Annotated in this window: 10 protein-coding genes; all 10 read left to right on the plus strand. The window is 62.0% G+C overall.

Going from position 1 to position 16,544, the window contains the following annotated elements:
- Positions 1–14 precede the first annotated feature (14 nt).
- The 10 genes from AWY79_RS07890 (at position 15) to AWY79_RS19010 (ending at position 16,519) form a co-directional block, all read left to right on the plus strand.
- Complete coding sequence (locus AWY79_RS07890) at positions 15–1,082, plus strand: glycosyltransferase family 1 protein (RefSeq protein WP_133987075.1); 1,068 nt, start codon at positions 15–17, stop codon at positions 1,080–1,082.
- Entirely contained in the window at positions 1,079–3,100 is a 2,022-nt protein-coding gene (locus tag AWY79_RS07895; protein ID WP_078063699.1) for a capsular polysaccharide biosynthesis protein, read from the plus strand. Before AWY79_RS07890 ends, AWY79_RS07895 begins: the two co-directional genes overlap by 4 nt.
- A 4-nt stretch (positions 3,101–3,104) precedes the next feature.
- Positions 3,105–3,488: a DVU3141 family protein gene (locus AWY79_RS07900; protein WP_066802245.1), complete on the plus strand. Its 384-nt coding sequence runs from the start codon at positions 3,105–3,107 to the stop codon at positions 3,486–3,488.
- Between the two features lie 168 nt (positions 3,489–3,656).
- Positions 3,657–6,161 carry a glycosyltransferase gene (locus tag AWY79_RS07905; RefSeq protein WP_066802247.1) on the plus strand — a complete coding sequence of 835 codons (2,505 nt, stop codon included), beginning with the start codon at positions 3,657–3,659 and terminating at the stop codon, positions 6,159–6,161.
- Complete coding sequence (locus AWY79_RS07910) at positions 6,154–7,278, plus strand: hypothetical protein (RefSeq protein ID WP_133987077.1); 1,125 nt, start codon at positions 6,154–6,156, stop codon at positions 7,276–7,278. Before AWY79_RS07905 ends, AWY79_RS07910 begins: the two co-directional genes overlap by 8 nt.
- 67 nt (positions 7,279–7,345) lie before the next feature.
- Entirely contained in the window at positions 7,346–9,826 is a 2,481-nt protein-coding gene (locus AWY79_RS07915) for a glycosyltransferase family 61 protein (protein WP_066802251.1), read from the plus strand.
- Between the two features lie 112 nt (positions 9,827–9,938).
- Positions 9,939–11,051 (plus strand): class I SAM-dependent methyltransferase, encoded by a 1,113-nt coding sequence (locus AWY79_RS07920; RefSeq protein WP_066802252.1) that lies wholly within the window; start codon positions 9,939–9,941, stop codon positions 11,049–11,051.
- A gap of 359 nt (positions 11,052–11,410) precedes the next feature.
- Positions 11,411–12,925 (plus strand): tetratricopeptide repeat protein, encoded by a 1,515-nt coding sequence (locus tag AWY79_RS07925; protein WP_066802254.1) that lies wholly within the window; start codon positions 11,411–11,413, stop codon positions 12,923–12,925.
- 145 nt (positions 12,926–13,070) lie between these two features.
- On the plus strand, positions 13,071–14,228 hold the full coding sequence (locus tag AWY79_RS07930) for a hypothetical protein (protein ID WP_066802256.1): 1,158 nt from the start codon (positions 13,071–13,073) through the stop codon (positions 14,226–14,228).
- A gap of 11 nt (positions 14,229–14,239) precedes the next feature.
- Entirely contained in the window at positions 14,240–16,519 is a 2,280-nt protein-coding gene (locus tag AWY79_RS19010; RefSeq protein ID WP_066802258.1) for a hypothetical protein, read from the plus strand.
- Positions 16,520–16,544 lie beyond the last annotated feature (25 nt).

A 16,544-nucleotide genomic window follows, 5' to 3' on the forward strand; every position in this document is an offset into this window, starting at 1 on the left:
TTCTTGATATGGTGATGGGGTGCGACACAAAACCCGGCGGCAGGCTGGCTCAAGGGGTGCGCCTGGCCGCAGCCCGTTGCTGGCCCACCGGCAGGCGAACCGTGCCTCCGGGCGGGGACGCCGGATCCTTGGGCGAGAACCCGGCCGTGTTGCACTTCCGGGCTTTCCCGACGGTGCACTACTACCTGCAAAGCCGGTTTCCGGCCGCGCGCTGCGTGGACACCTCGACAACGGCCCCCGATCCTGCGGTTTTCGACGGGGCGAGTGCCGTGGTCGTGGTCCGTCATGCCCGCAAGGACTGGCTGGATCTGCTTGCCGGGCTGCGGGGTGATGCCCGCCCCGTGATCCTGTTCATGGACGACGACTTGCCGTCCATCCTCGACGACCCCTCCCTGCCCCTGGGGTATGCCTTGCGGACCTCCCGCAGGTTCGCCGCGACCTCCGGACGGCTCAACCGGCTCGGCGCGGTCCTGCTGGTCTCCACGCCGGGGCTGGCGGCCAAGTATGGTCTGGACGACGCCGCCGTGCTTCCTCCGCTCCCTTCCGACTTCCGCGACGGGACGCGCCCGTGCGCTGATGACGGCCAGGTGCGGGTCTTCTATCACGGGACCACGTCCCACATCCGGGAAATCGCCTGGCTCAGGAACGTTATGCGGCGGGTGCTGGGCAGGAACCCGAACGTCCATTTCGAGATTTTCGGCCCGGAGAAGGTGAGGCGGCTCTACGCCGACCTGCCGAGGACCACGGTGCGCCGCCCACTGGGGTGGGAAGCGTACCGCCGCCACGCCCTGGAATCCTGCCTGGACATCGGGCTTGCGCCCCTGGCGGATACGCCGTTCAACAGCTGTCGCAGCCACGTGAAGTTCTTCGACATCGCCAGGGCCGGAGGGGTGGGGGTGTATTCCGACACCCCGGTTTTCCGGCGCATCGTGCGGGACGGCGAGAACGGCGTCCTGGAGTCCGGTGGCGAGGACGGCTGGGTGGATGCGGTGTGCGCCCTTGCCGAGGATCCGGCCCTGCGCGATCGTCTGCGCCGCGGCGTGTCCTCTACCATGGCCGAGTTGGCTGGGGGCCGCGCATGATCGGCGTTTTTTCCTCTGGGATGCTCGCCATCCCGCACCTCGAAGCGTTCCTCGGGGACGGCGTCCTCGCCCGGCCCGCGTCGGGCAAGGGCATCGACGCCGTGGCCGGTTGGGGCCACAAGCCCACTGCGGCCAAGGCCCGCAACATGGCTAGGGAGTGGGGCAAGCCTTACCTCGCGGTGGAGGACGGGTTCCTGCGCTCCCTGGGGCTCGGCGTGTCCGGCTGCGCCCCGCTGTCCGTGGTCGTGGACGACCTGGGCATTTATTACGACGCCACCGGGCCGTCGCGCCTGGAGCAGCTCATCGCCGAAGGGTGCCCGGAAGAGGACCTCGACCTGGCGCGTCAGGCCATGGAGATCATTCGCAGGGAACGGCTGAGCAAGTACAACCACGCGCCCAAACCGGAACCCGGGTTGTTCGGCGGGGAGGGCGGGTTGCGCATCCTGCTGGTGGACCAGACCAGGGGCGATGCCTCGGTCGAATTGGGGCTGGCGGGCCCCGAAGCCTTTTCGAGAATGTGCCGGGAGGCGGTCGAGGCCCATCCCGGTGCGCGGTTCTACATCAAGACCCACCCCGACGTGGTGGCGGGCAAGAAGCAGGGGTACCTGTCCAGTGAGGACGTGCCGGGTGCCGAGGTCCTGGGGCGCGACCTGAACCCGCTGTGCGTGCTGGAACGGATGGACCACGTGTACACGGTCAGTTCGCAGCTTGGTTTCGAGGCGCTGCTCCTGGGCAAGCGGGTCCACTGCTACGGCGCTCCCTTCTATTCGGGCTGGGGGCTGACCGAGGACGGCGTGGAGCTCACACGGCGAACGGCGACCCGGACCCTGGAAGAGGTGTTCGCGGCCGCGTACGTTCGTTATGCGCGCTACGTCAGCCCCTACACCGGCGAGCGCTGCTCCATCCTCGACACGTTGGATACCCTGACGGACCAGATCCGGCACGAGGAACGCAACCGGGGGAACCTGGTCTGCGCGGGCTTTTCCTGGTGGCGCAAGGGGATCGCGCGACATCTTTTCCGGTCCTTGGACGGGCGCATAGAATACAGGCGCACCGGTCCGGGGGCGGCCGCGCGGGCCAGGGACGTGGGCGGCCGGGTCGTGGCCTGGGCTGCCAAGACGCCTCAAGGCACCCATGAGGCGGCGCGGAATTTGGGCGTGCCCGTGACCTTTGTGGAGGACGGCTTTCTCCGTTCCTCCGGCCTGGGGTCCGATTTCCACTACCCGTATTCACTGTGTCTGGACAGCGGCGGACCGTACTTCGATCCCAACACCCCCAATGACCTGGAGACCCTGCTGGCCCGCACGGAGTTCGACGAGCGGTTGCTGGCGCGTGCCCGCGCCCTGCGCGAGGCCATTGTCGCCAAGGGGGTCACCAAGTACAACGTCGGGCGCAGGGAAACCCTGCCCGCCATGGACGCCGGAGGGCGGACCGTGGTCCTCGTCGTGGGCCAGGTGGAGGACGACAAGTCCGTCCTGGCCGGGGGCATGGGCATCCATTCCGACAGGGAGCTCCTGGCCGAGGTCCGGCGCAACCGTCCGGATGCGTTCATCGTCTACAAGCCGCACCCGGACGTGGTCAGCGGCAACAGGCGGGGCGGCGCGTTCTCGGAACAGGACGCCGGGCTGTACGACCGCATGGAGTCGGCCGTGTCGCTGTCGGCCCTGTTTGGCGTGATCGACGAGCTGCACACCCTGACCTCGCTGTCCGGTTTCGAGGCCCTGATGCGGGACGTTCCGGTTCACACCTACGGCGGCCCGTTCTATGCCGGGTGGGGTTTGACCACGGACAGGCACCGCTTCCCGAGGCGGGGTCGGTCATTGACCATGGAAGAACTTGTGGCGGGCGCGTTGATCCTGTATCCATCGTATTACGATTGGGGAACGGAGTTGTTTTGCGGCCCGGAAACGGTGCTCATGCGGCTTGCTGCGGGCGGGGAGCCCCGCCAGGGGAAACTGCGTAGAAAATGTTGCGTTTTTATTCAAAAAATGATTAACTTATCCAGCGCATTGGAGTAAATTAGTGTATCGCGGTCTTCTCTTGTTACTTTTATTCTTCGTACTGCCCGCGTGTTCTTCGCATTCCAGCGACCCCGCGTTGCCCGAGGAGCAGGTGCAGGCATCGAAACCGGTGCGCCCTCTGGCTCAGTTCGCGGCCACCGCGAAGGTCAACGCGAGTGATGTGATCAAGGACGAAAAGTACGGCGAAATTACCGTCATTGCTGGAAATTATTATTATTCGGCAGCCGGTGAATGGTGCAGGATGCTCCTGGTTACCCAGAATTCGTGCACCTTCGAGCTCGTTTTCCGCCGGCTGGGCGGGGACGCCTGGGAAGAAGTGCCCCTGCTTCACGGTTGCGACGATTCACTGGTCATCCCCGGCTCCCAAGAGCAAACACTTCCGTGACCTGCATCACGACGCGCCGCGCCCCCTTCGGTCTCCGGAGGGGGAGTCGTTGTGTCGAGAACAGTATTCCCTGCGTCCGGTCATTCCGTACGCGCACACCCGAAACCGGACGAGAGCCGATTGCCTCTGTAGTGTTTCATTTTGCCGATTTCAAAGGAAGACAATAAGATGTCGAGGGCGGTTTTCGTCCTCGGGATGCATCGGTCCGGCACGAGCGCCTTCATGCGTTTGCTGGCCGCTTTTGGCGTGTACCTGGGGGACAATCTCATCGAGCCTCAGGAGGACAACCCCAAGGGGTTCTTCGAAGACCGCGCGCTGATGGAGCTGAATTCCGGGCTGCTGGGCTCGGTGGCGGAGAACGGCCGCTACGGGCTTTTGTCCCTCGGGGCCGAGTTCTATGACGAAGAGACCTTCCGCACGGAGCTCAGGGCCTATCTGGAATCCGCCTACGGGGAGAGCCTCCTGTGGGGATTCAAGGACCCCCGGCTCTGCCTGACCTTCCGCAGCTGGAAGGGCGTCCTGCGGGAACTCGGTGTATCCCACTCCTTCCTCGTTCCGGTGCGCAACCCGCTGGAGGTTGCCCAATCCCTGCAGAAACGGGAAGGTCGGCCCATCGAGTTCGGGCTGGCCGCCTGGTTCCTGTACATGTTTTCCGCCCTGGAATACGCGGCCGAAGCCCCGTCCTGCTTCGTCGCGTTCAAGGATCTCTTCGACGACGTGCGCGGGGTCATGGAGCGCGTGGGCCGGTTCCTCGGCGAGGACTGCTCGGCGCACACCGAATCCCTCGACGCCTTCGAGGGCGAATTCCTCGACGCCGGTCTCTACCGCAACCGCGACGATGCAGCGCAGCTCGCGGCCCACTGCCGGGGGATGGAGTCCATCCCGGATTTCTACGCCGCGCTGATGGGGTTCTGTGCCGAGGGGACCGTTGCGCCGGAAACCATCCGCGAACTCCTCGACCTCCACCGCGAATCCTTCACGACCCTGGCCGCCTCAATTGCGGGCGGCGCGCCGGATTACCTGCGTGCGGAGATGCACGAGAACAGCCTGACGCTCAAGAAGTACGTCAGCGCCTTCGAAGACTGCTCCGCCGCCCTGGCGGAAAACGTCAAGGCCCATGAATTTTATAAAGAAGGCTACGAGAAGTTCCAGGGGCTCTACGAGGACGCCGCCATGGCCCTGGAACAGCGGCAGCAGGCCCTGGATGAGAACCGGCGGGCCATGGACGAGCTTCGGCAGGCGCTGCTCGACAGCCAGGACGCCCTGCAGGACGCCCACCTGGTCATTGCCGAGCGCGAAGAGACCATCCGTTTGGAGCAGCAGAGGCTGTTGGAGATCAAGCGGTCCAAGGCGTGGCGCTTCCTCCAGTTCCTGGCCAGGTTCGGCGTTGGCGCTGGAATCGTGGGCAAGGCCGGAAAGAATCTGCGCAAGGGCGTGGAACGGGTGGAGCGGCAGCGGGCCTACAAGCGGGCCAAGGTCTCCCATGCCCTGAGCAGCACCGTGGACGCGGCGGGCCGCGAGGAGATCCGGACCGTGGCCACGCTGCGCGAACAATCGCGGCGCGGGCGCCATGTGGTCTTCATGGACTACGATTTTCCGGAGTTCGACGCCCATGCCGGGGGAAGGCACTCCTGGCTGTACGTCAAGCTCCTGGCGGACCTCGGGTTCGCCGTGACCTTCCTGGCTCAGGGCAATGAGGGCAAGCCCTACATCAAGCACCTGGAAGGCATCGGGGTCCACGTCCCGGACCGCGCCTTCTTCAGGGGCGCGTCCTGGGGCAACTGGCTGTACATGTGCCGCGAGGAGATCGATTTCGTGGTCGCGAGCCGCCCGTTCCCCTCGGTCAAGTACCTTAGCCTGATACGGGACCTGATGCGGGTCCCGCTCATCTATTTCGCCCACGACCTGCATTTCCTGCGTCTGGGCCGCCAGCAGGAGCAGGCCGGCGACGTCTGCGAGGGGGAGATTTCCCGGTGCCGGATCGCCGAGGACAAGCTCATCCGCAGGTGCAGCCACATGCTCACCCCCAGCACCTTTGAAGTGCAGTACGTGGCCGAGCACTTCGGCAAGCAGGAGGCCACGGCCATCCCGGTCTTCTTCTACGACGACGAGATGCTCGCCGGGCATGAAGGAGAGAAGGAACCAGGCAGCCTGCTGTTCGTGGGCTCCTTCGAGCATGCGCCCAACAGGGCGGCGCTGGTCTGGTTCGTGGAAAAGGTGCTCCCGCTGATCGTCGAGCGGCATGGCGACGCGGTCCTGAGCATCATCGGCAGCAAACCCCCGGAGAATTGGGACCTCGGAGAGCATGTGCGCCTGTTGGGCCGCGTGTCCGAGGAAGAACTCGAACAGGCGTACAGGAAGAGCAAGGTGGCCATCGCCCCCCTGCTTTTCGGCGCGGGCGTCAAGGGCAAGGTCATCGAAAGCATGGCCATGAACTGCCCCGTGGTAGGCACGACCATCGCCTTCGAGGGCATCCCCGCGGGCGAGATGATCGTCCCGGTGGATTCGCCCGAGCAGTTCGCCGACCGCGTCTCCCATTACCTGGGTATGGATGACGCCGGATACCGCGCTGTGCAGGCGGGCATCCGGCAATACATGAAGCGGTATTTTTCGGAAGATACGGCGAAAGAACTTATGGAGAAGGTTATCTCCTCGGTGGATACTGATGATTAGAGTCTATTCCTCGTTTACCAAGGCATATCTCCCCAAGGCGCGGACCTTGGCGAAATCCCTCAAGGCGCTGCACCCAGACTGGGTCTTCCACGCGGTGTTCTCCGACTCCCTGCCCGAAGATTTCGATCTGGACGCGGAGCCCTTCGACGAGATGCTCGGCATGGCCGACATCGGCATCGAGGACTCGGAGCGCTGGGCCTTCCGGCACACGGTGGTGGAGCTGTGCACAGCGGTCAAGGGCGCGGCGTTGCAGCACCTCCTGTCCCTGCCGGACACCGACTGCGTGTTCTACATCGACCCCGACATCATGATCCTGAATTCCATGGCCCCCTTGGTGGACATGCTTGAGGACGCGTCGATCCTGCTCACCCCGCACATGCTCGAACCGGAGGAGGAGAGCTGGCTGATCGAGGGCAACGAGGTCCGGGCCACGCTGGCGCACGGTACCTTCAACCTCGGGTTCGCGGGCGTGCGCGCCTGCGATGAGGGCAAGGCGTTCGCCCGCTGGTGGAACCGCAGGCTCCTGGAGTTCTGCTACGACGACGTCCCGCGCGGGCTGTTCACCGACCAGCGGTGGTGCGACCTGGTGCCGTCCTTCTTCCCGGGATACAAGATCGTTCGCGATCCGGGCTACAACGTGGCCACCTGGAACATCGACAAGCGTCCGATCACGCGCGGCGAGGACGGCCGGTACCGGGCGGGCGACGTACCGCTGCGCTTTTATCACTTCACCGGCTACGACGCCCAGTGGAACTACCAGCACCTCCTGCTCAAGCACGCCGAGCAGTTCCCGGCGGCCAAGGAGCTGTGGGACGAGTACGCCAGCGCCCTTGAGGAGAACGGCCAGAACGACGAGAAGCTCAAGCATTGGAAGTACGACTGGTTCGCGGACGGGCACAAGATCACGCCCGAATGCCGCCGTCACTACCGCGACAACGAGAAGGCGCGGAAGGACTTCCCCGACCCCTATTCCGGAAAATACAGGGAACACTGCGCGGCCATGGGGTTCCTGGGGGGAAAGCGCAAGGAGTCCATCATCGAACACCTGGGATACACCGGTCAGCAGATCCGGTACCTGTTCGTGCTGCTGTATCGGCGGCTCCTGAAAGGCAAATGATGCGGCGGATGTGCAGACGGATGGCCGGGGGAAAGCGCCGTATTTGGCCGGGGACGGGAGACAGGGCATGAGCAGGACGCTCTATTTGCATTTGGGGACGCACAAAACCGGGTCCACCACCATTCAGAAGCATTTGCACGCCAATGCGGATAATCTCGCCAAGGCGGGAGTCCTGTATCCTTCCATTTTGCAGGACATAAGCGAGTCCCATCGCTTTAACCACCACAATTTCGGGTTTGCGCTGATAGGCTTCGATCCTGTGCGCATGCCCGAGGAGCTTGACCGACTCATCCGCGAAAAGGGCCGCAAAACCCTGCTTGAGGAAGCCGCGAGAGAGGCCGTCGCCGAGATGGAGTCGCGCGGCCTGCATGAGATGATCCTGTCGTCAGAGGTGATCTGCGAGCCGTTCTGCGGCCAGGTGACGTTCCCCGAGGCGCTTGGGGAATTGAAGCGGTTGTTCGACGGGTTCACCATCGTCCCGGTGGTCTATCTCCGCCCGCAGCACAGTTGGGCGGAGTCCTGGTACAAATGGAACATGCGGGGCGGCAATTGCGCGCCCTTTGACGAGTGGTACCGGGATCTGGACCCCAATTGGCTGGACTATGAGCGCTTGCTGACCCTGCTCGCGGAAGCCTTCGGCCGGGAGAACGTCAGGCCCAGGGTGTTTGAGCGGAATAAGCTCAAGGACCCCTTGTTCGCCGATTTCCTGGAAACCATCGGCCGCGGCGGCATGAAATTCACCCCGCTCGAGTCCGCCAATGAGAGTTTCAACTGGGAAGTCCTGCGCTACCAGAGGGTGGCCAACGAGGTGCTGAAGGCCCACAAGGTCTCCCGACCGGACTATTTCAACATGACCGTGGCGCTCATGGGCTGGGACAAGTCCCTGACGGTGGAGGGTAAGCGCGGTCTTTTCCCGTATTCGCTATTGTCTCGAATTCATGCCGACTTTCAGGAGCCGAACAGGTTGCTGGCCGAGCGGTACTTCGGCAGGGCCGACGACCTGTTTTCCCCGCCGGCGGAAGTGGAACACATGGATTTCGAGGTGATGGACAAGGCGGCTGTCAGAAGGCAGGTCAACGAGTGGATATCAGCCGGGAAGCCCAGGCAATTCGATGGCTTCGACCTTGAAAGCGCCTGCGGATACAGGCGGAGCAAGACCTTTTTCGACGAATTCCAGTCGTTGCTTCGGGGCCGGGACGGGGATTCGGCCGTGGCCTTCGAGGCGCAGCGAACGCGTCCTTTGCGCGTAGAGGATGTGACCATCGGCGGGAAGACGCAGCGGCTTGAATACCCGCCCAACGACATCCCTCCCATCAAGGCCGAGCTGCTCGAAAACGCGCGCATTCAGTTCCGGTCGAGGCCGCTTGCCGAGCACGTCCGGAAGAGGTTTTGCATCTTCGGCGGGGACAGGCGATTGGTCGAGAACAGCCTGATTACCGTCGCCGACGACTACGACGGGAATCTACAGCCCTGCCACAGGCTTGAAGAGCCGGGCGTCACCTATGTTTTTTTGGGAGAAATGCTCATGCATTATGGGCATATGCTCCTGGAAAGTTGCGCACGGACATGGATTCTGGATTATGTCCGAAAAGTGCGGGGGACGCGGGTGGAGCTGGTGTTTCTCACCTCGGCCAAACGCCGGGCCGCCGTGGATGCGGTGCTGAAGCTGATGGAGGGGATCGCCCCCGTGCACATGCTGCCCATCGGCTGCACCTGCTTTCATTTTTCCCGGCTTGTGGTGCCGACCCCCATGTTTGTCGAGGTTTGCGGCTACTGCCACCCCGCATACGCCGGGGTGCTCCAGCGGCTGCTTGCCCCCCTCGCCGAGCACACGGTCAAGGCGGACAAGATTTACCTCTCGCGGAGAAAGCTTGGGAAGACGCAGCGTTACCTGATCAACGAAGCCGAGGTGGAGAAGATTTTCGCCGATCACGGCTACGAGATCATCCATCCCCAGGAATTGGGATTCGCGGAGCAGATCGGCCTTTACGGCCGGGTCCGGGCCATGGCCGGGGTGGAAGGCTCGGCGATTCATAATTCACTGCTGGCCGGACGGTGCCGCCATCTGACAATTCTGAACGTGCATCACCCCGATCCCATGATCTGGCACCGCCAGCAACTGAGCATTTGCCTCGGGATGCACCTGGGCACGACCGTCGTACGGACGCACCCAGCCTTCGAGATCGAGGGTTGCCTGATCCGGAAAGTGCCTGTGGTCACGGATTTGGAGGCGGTCCGCCAGACGTTGAGCAGCGGGCGGCCGGGCGATTTGCGCGACCCCGAAGACAATGTCTACGACAAGGCCCGGCTCATGCCCATGGTGGCTTCGTTCTTCAACGAAACGGAAGATCCCGTGAACGGCGAATTTTACGGCCGCCTGGCAAAGGGGGATGTTCGCGGCGCCTGCCGGTACGCCCTGACGGCGCCGGGAACAATACGGCAAGTGAAACTGCGCGGGGAGTCGGTATTGGGCAGATGGTGCAGGTCGGCGCTTGTCTTTGCCCTGCGAGGATATGGAATGCTGAGGAACCGTGTCCGAAATTGGTGAGATGAGTGTCCTTGTAGAGGTTCAGCTTTGAGTTGGTGTGTCAGGTAGTTTTTGCATTGTGTAAGCTGATATGAAATTGCATTGATTTTGATTTAATGAGGGAGATGTCGTTATGCAGAATGCTGTTTCCGGTTTGAAGTCCAGGTTGGAATACCCGTTTGAGGGAACACGGATCGAAGGGAAGACCATGCTTGTCGGCGGTTGGGCATTTATGCCGGACGGCGAAGAATTGAAGGTGAATGTCTATATTGACGGCAAGCCTTCCGGTTCCTGCAAATGGGGTGCTGCACGCTACGACGTCTTCAAGGAGTTCGGATCGGAGTCGGCATACGAGTCTGGTTTTTTTGGGAATATCAAGGTTGGGAACCTTGATAAAGGGACCCATGAAGTTGAGGTAAGGGTCCTATGCAATGGCGCCGAGGTTTCAGTGGGCAAGACCAAAATTGTCCAGCCTGCATGGTACACCCTTAAGCGTAAGCCTGCGGGGGAATATCAATTCAAGTATTTGGAAAACGCCATGCTCCCCATCGGTCATGTCGCCGATTCCGCAAAGCGGTCGGGTGCGCGGATGTTCAACGCATTCATGGATATGTGCGACCTCCCGAAGAAGTCGGATATTTTGGATGTCGGGTGCGGAATGGGGCGGTTTTCCCTTCCTTTCATCCGGTATGTGGGGGAGGAAGGGAGCTACGCCGGGCTTGAGTTGATGCCGCCATCGGTGAAGTATCTTGAGGACAACTTTGTCACGCGTTTCCCCAATTTCACGGTCAAGAGGGTGGAGGTGTTCAATGACCTCTATAACCCGGACTGCAATGTAAAGGCCTCTGAATACGTTTTTCCGTTCGAAAACGATTCCTTCGACATGGTGTTCCTGCAGTCTGTGTTCACCCATATGGTGACCCAGGACGTAACGAATTACCTGCGGCAGATGCATCGGGTGCTGAGGCCTGGTGGCTTGTGCATGATCACCTATTTCCTGATTGACGAGCACTCTAAGCGCATGATCTCGGAAAAGAAGACGAACAGGTCGTTCTCCTTCAAGCATGATCATTTTTGGTCGGACACCGAGGAGATCATCGAGATCGCTATCGCCTATGACGCCGAGTGGCTTAAAGCGACGTACGAAGAAATCGGTTTCGAGATCGAGTCGATCCACAAGGGTACCTGGCGAGGGGAAACCGGTACCACCGGCCAAGATGTCGTCGTGGCCCGCAAGAAACGTTGAATTGGCGAGAATATCGAAAACGTCTGATGAGGGTGTGATGGTCGGAGTAGCCGACAATGTCGGCTACTCCGTTATTGTCGTATCATTTTCTTTATGAGGTGGGAGTTGTCCTTTTCCCTTGAGGTGTTTTGTTCAGGGGGAGTGGAGGACTTTGCGACGCCAGCCCATGGGCAACCGGTCCGGCGGCCATTTCGTTGTTACAAAAAGGGGATTGGATTTTGAATATAGGTGTGCTCGGGACGTCCAACTCAATATTGAAAGAGGGATGGGTTCCCGCCCTGGAGGCGATTTCGGCTCCAGAAGATTCCGTTCTCAATTATTCGTGCGGCGCGAATTGTTCTGCGTACGGACTCTATGCCTTGGATCATTTCAAGATACTTGATTCAGTTGATTCGCTGGTCATTGATTTCACGCTGAACGATCAGGGATTCTGCGACGCGGGGATTCTCGAATACGGCGAGGTCGAGTCGTATTACTACAATCTGGTCAAGCGGATTTGCGAATCCGGGGTCAAGCCGGTAAGCGTTCTTTTTTTCAACCAGAAGTACATCGACAAGGACTCCTTCCCCGTCCGGGACATGCACATCGACATCTGCCGTCATTTCGGCGTTGAAGTGATCGACCTCTTCAGCATTGTCAACCATCTGAAAACCGACCACAATCCGAACACCTTTTTCCAGGATCCTGCCCACCTTGGCCCGCATTTTTCGAAGCATGTCGCCGTGCTCGTCAGGGATTACTTGAAATCGTTGACGATGGATGAACGGGAGCGCAGGCCGAATGCCCCCTCGCCGCGGGTGTTCAGGGGCGTCAGCCTGGCTGCGGAATTTCCCGGTCTGCCCAAGGTGCGGCGGGGAACGTCCTACATTACCCACGAGAGCCTCCATCTGGAGGGCGACAACGCGGCCTCGCTGCCGCTCGGGCGTGTTGTGATCGACAGCGTTTTCTTCCGGGCTTCCAGGCTGAATGGCTACTTGAGCTTCGAAAGCAACGGGAAGGCGCTCTCGAAGGTTGTCGCCTATCAGGAGCAGCGGGGCTTCTTTTGCCGTTCCGTCCGCCCGGTCTTCGAGGTCGAAGGCGAGGTGAAGCTTTGCGCGAGAAACATTCCGGGAGCGCCTCTGTGCGAAAACGATATCCATCAGGTCGAGCCGCCCGAGGACGCTCCCGGCACGTTCGACCTGGTCGGCCTTCTCGTGCGCGACCCCGTGCCCGACGACATCGAGTACGAGCGCGGAGCGTCGCCCGACAAACAGTGGGTGAAGCGCTACCGGGAGTCCTTGCGCAACGTGAAGTTGGTGCTCAACAACCAGCTTGATAAAGTGGATGCCCCTGAATCGCTTTACATAGCCGCGACGCTGGCCGCCGATTCCTCGCTGGCCATAGCGGCCATTGAAAAGGCCTTGAAGCTGGCCGGTGACAACACCTATTACCACGCCCAATACGGTGCGCGGCTTTCCAAGGCGAAGATGTTGAAAAAGGCCGCATCCGCTTTGGCCGATGCCGTGCGTCTCGCCCCCGGCGTATCGGCGCATCATATGTTTCTCAGCCACATCCATGGAGGCCTCGGCAACGTCGCGGCCGGGCTGAGTGCGGTCGAAGCGGCGATCGCCATCAAGGAAGACCATTCAGGCTATCACCATCGCCGTGGGAATCTTCTGTTCCAAATGGGTAACCTGGATGAAGCCGAAAGAGCACAGAATCGCTCCTTGGAGCTTGATCCCGAAGCTGCGGACGCGCATTTTCAGTTGAGCCGGATACATGAGAAACGTGGCGATCTTGAGAGAGCGTTGAGCGAGATTCGGACGGCCTTGGCCATAAAGGGAGATGATTCGGTGTATCGGGCGCATCTCGCCAGGTTGATGAAGCTAGGGTAGCATTGAGCGAAAGCAGATGGATTGAGCCACTGTGAAATGGAATGTGAGTTTTATGTCGAAAGGAACAATTTATCTTCACGCCGGTCTTCACAAGACCGCGACTTCAAGCATACAGGCTACCTGCCATAACTCTCGGGAAGAGCTGTTGCGGCAGGGGGTGCTGTATCCGGCCTGCCTGGGGCAGGATCATTCCCGGTTCATCGATATCGCGTTCAAGCCGATGACCAAGGTCTACCGCGTGGACATCGACGTTCCCCTGTCCCACAAGGGACATGCCGAGCAGGGGCGGAAGCTGAAGCAGGCCCTGGTCGACGAGGTCGCCGGCAGCTCCTTTACCAACCTGCTCATATCCGGGGAGTCCATGTCCACCATGGCCGAGGACCAGGTGCCGGGATTGCGACATTTCCTCGTCAAGAGTTTTCCCGATTTCGACATCAAGATTCTTTTCTGCACACGGGAGTACGATTCGTTCAGGTCGTCCCTCATCCAGCAGAGGATCAAGGGCGGGGAAAAGGCCTCCATCAGGCTGCGGACCGATATCTACCGCTGGGGGCTGGAGAAATTCATCAAGAACTTCGGGAAGAAGAACATTCTGGTTTACTCCTTCGAGGAGGCGTGCGCGCACAGGGACGGTCCGGTCGGGTTTTTCCTGGAGACCCTGGGGTTGGAAACCTCGGGCATTCCCCTCTTGCGGGTGAATGAAGCCGCGTCGGACAAGGCCGTGGATCTGCTCGCATACATCAACGACCAGATTCCCTCCAGAGACGGTTGGCGCAAAAGCCCGTTCCGGACGTTCAACGACACCGGCGTGCTGCAAGGCATACGCGGGAAGAAGTTCGTGACGCGCCTCCCCCGGACCCCCGAGGACGACGAGGCCATCCGGCAGGACATCGAGTGGCTGAAATCCGCCTTCGGCATCGATTACACCCAATCCGAATGGAACCCGGACATCCATCCCATTGTGTATGATGGGGATTTTTGCAAGGACATTGTTTATTGCTTCCCCAGGGTGCCGCGCAACATTCAGGTCTGCATCCATCGCTATCTCGTGCAACGGGCGGAGGAGCGCGAGGGCGCGCAGCGGACCGTGCTGTTGCAGACCCTCGATGTCGTGAAACAGCTGACCCCGGGCCTCGAAACGATGGAGCTGGAACCGTATCCCGACAAGCCCCAGGGGGAAAGCGGACAAACCGGAAACGGTTTTGCAGGCTGGATGGCGCGAGTGGGCAAGGGGCTCAACAATCTCCTGTCCGATCCCGGGGCTGCGCTGAAGGCATTGCTGGCCCCGTTCATGGGCAAGTGACGGGGAACGGCATGGAAGGTACCGTCTACGTCCACATCGGCGCTCCCAAGACCGGAAGCACCGCCCTGCAATGCTTCCTTGACCGGAACAGGGACCGGCTGCGGGGCGAGGGGTACCTCTACCCGGCGGCCGCTGCGCGGGCGGGCGGCCACCACGATCTTTCCTTCCTGCTCAACGACGCCTATCCCGACTGGGCCATCGGGCAGGACGCGACCCTGGACGAACTGACCGGCCGCCTGGAAGCCGAGTGCGCGGGATTCGACGGCGACGTCGTCCTGAGCAGCGAGAATTTCTACCTCCTCAACACCCCGGACCAAGTGCGGCGGCTGCTGGATTCCGTCCCATCCTTGAAGGCGCGCCGGGCCGTGATCGTGGTCTTCCTGCGACGGCAGGACGAGGCTCACGAGGCCTGGTACAACCAGACCATCAAGGCGCAGGGGGCGACCCATTCCCTGCGCCGGTGCATTGAGCGCAACCTGGACCTGTGGGATTACGGTCTCCGCCTGTCCGAGTGGGCCGACGTCTTCTGCGCGTCCAACATCCTGCCCGCAATCTACAGCAGCGGGACGGGGTGGGACATCCGGAGCCATTTCCTGGATATGCTGGGCATTGCCGCCGAAGGATTCGACCTGGACGCCCCCCGCGTAAACAGCCGCCTCAGCCCCGGATTCCTGGCCGTGCAGCGGGCCATCAACTGGCTGCCCATCCCGGTCACGGCCAAGCGCCGTTTCCACAAGCGGTTCATCAAGGGCTCGGCCCGGTTTCTGGGCGGAAGGAGCGCCGGCGGCGGAACCCCGGCCTGGAAAGCGGAAGTCATGGAACGCTACGCAGCCGGGAACCTCGTAGTCGCGGACCGCTTCTTCGGCGGCAGGCCGCTTTTCGGGGAAGCCGCAGCGGGCGACGGACGCACGGACCGCGAGGCCGTGGAGGGGTCCGGCCTGTTCGATGCCGAGTTCTATCGGGACGCCTACGCCGACTACCTGCGCGACGGGCAGGACCCGCTCGACCATTTCCTGCGTATCGGCGGACGGGAGGGGTGTCTGGCCTCGCCCCGGTTCGACCCCTGCATCTACAAGCTCAACGTTCCGTCGGCGCGGGAGGCGGACAATCCCCTGGCCCACGCCGCCCGCGCCGGGTCGGAGTTTCTGTCCGCCGGGAACCATTCCCCCTGCCTGGACGGGGTCGGTTTTTCGCTCATCCGTCCGAACGACCCGGCGGGCATCGACCTGCTGGAGTGCAACCGGGTGACGCCGGAACAGGCCGAGGTCTTTGCCGGGCCGTCCTCGGTCTCCTTCGAAGCGGGCGGGAAACGGTACACCCTGGAGAGCCCGCCGTCCGAGTTCCTGCTGGACATCATCCGGGAGAACCGGCCCTTCGGGTTTCTCCGGCGACCCGAGGGAAGCTGGGATTTCCTGGCGACCATCGCCAGGATGGCCGAGGACATCCGCGCCCGCAGCGGCGATGTCCTCTCCGGGACCGAGCGGCTGCGCTGCGCCGTCAGGGCCGCGCAGCGGGCCACCCTTTGCGGCGGGCGGTGGGGCGAGCTGTTCCGCCATTGGAACCAGGTGTTCGTCGAAAATTTCTGGATGGAGTCCATGGCGGACATGCGGGCCGGGAATCCCGGCACCAACCTGGCTACCGCCGTGGCGTTCAAGGGATATCCCACCCTGGAAGAGCGGCTTTTCGTGTTCCCAGGCGCCGATCCCGCGACGGACCCGAACATCCCCGCCGTGCTCGACAATTTCGCCGACTTTTTCCCCGATGCCTCCGAGCCCCTGCTCGACGCCACCTACATGAAGCGGGGCGTGGTCAGCGGCGGTTTTGCGCAACTGCCGGAGGCGTGCCGGGATCATCCCGTCCTGCTGCTTGGCCCGCCCTGGTGCGCCTGCATCGGGCAGCGGTGGGAGCTGCCGCGATTCCGGCACCTGTCCATTCCCTGGAGCGGCGCGGCGGCCCTGCGGCACTCGCTGCTGGAGCGTTGCCGGTCCGCCCTGCGCGAGTTGCCGGGGGGCGGTCCGCTGCCGGTCTTCCTGTTCCAGTGCGGCGGAACCATCGCCGCCTGGCTCATGACCCGGCTGGAACGGGAGTTCCCGGACTGCATCTATCTGGACATGGGCCAGGCCCTGGACGCCTGGTGCCTTGATGAAGCGTTTTCGTCCATGTATCCATGGACGCGCCTTTTCCGTAAGTGCATGGTCGTCAATCTTGGCTTGGAATCCCTTTACAGGGAGGCCTGCGGGCCGCACTATGACCACTGGCTTGAATGGACGACCGAGTACGAAGGGGAATGAGTCCTGTGAACGACTGCCGCATCCG

The sequence above is a fragment of the Pseudodesulfovibrio indicus genome (assembly GCF_001563225.1).
GTDB classification, from domain to species: Bacteria; Desulfobacterota; Desulfovibrionia; order Desulfovibrionales; family Desulfovibrionaceae; genus Pseudodesulfovibrio; species Pseudodesulfovibrio indicus.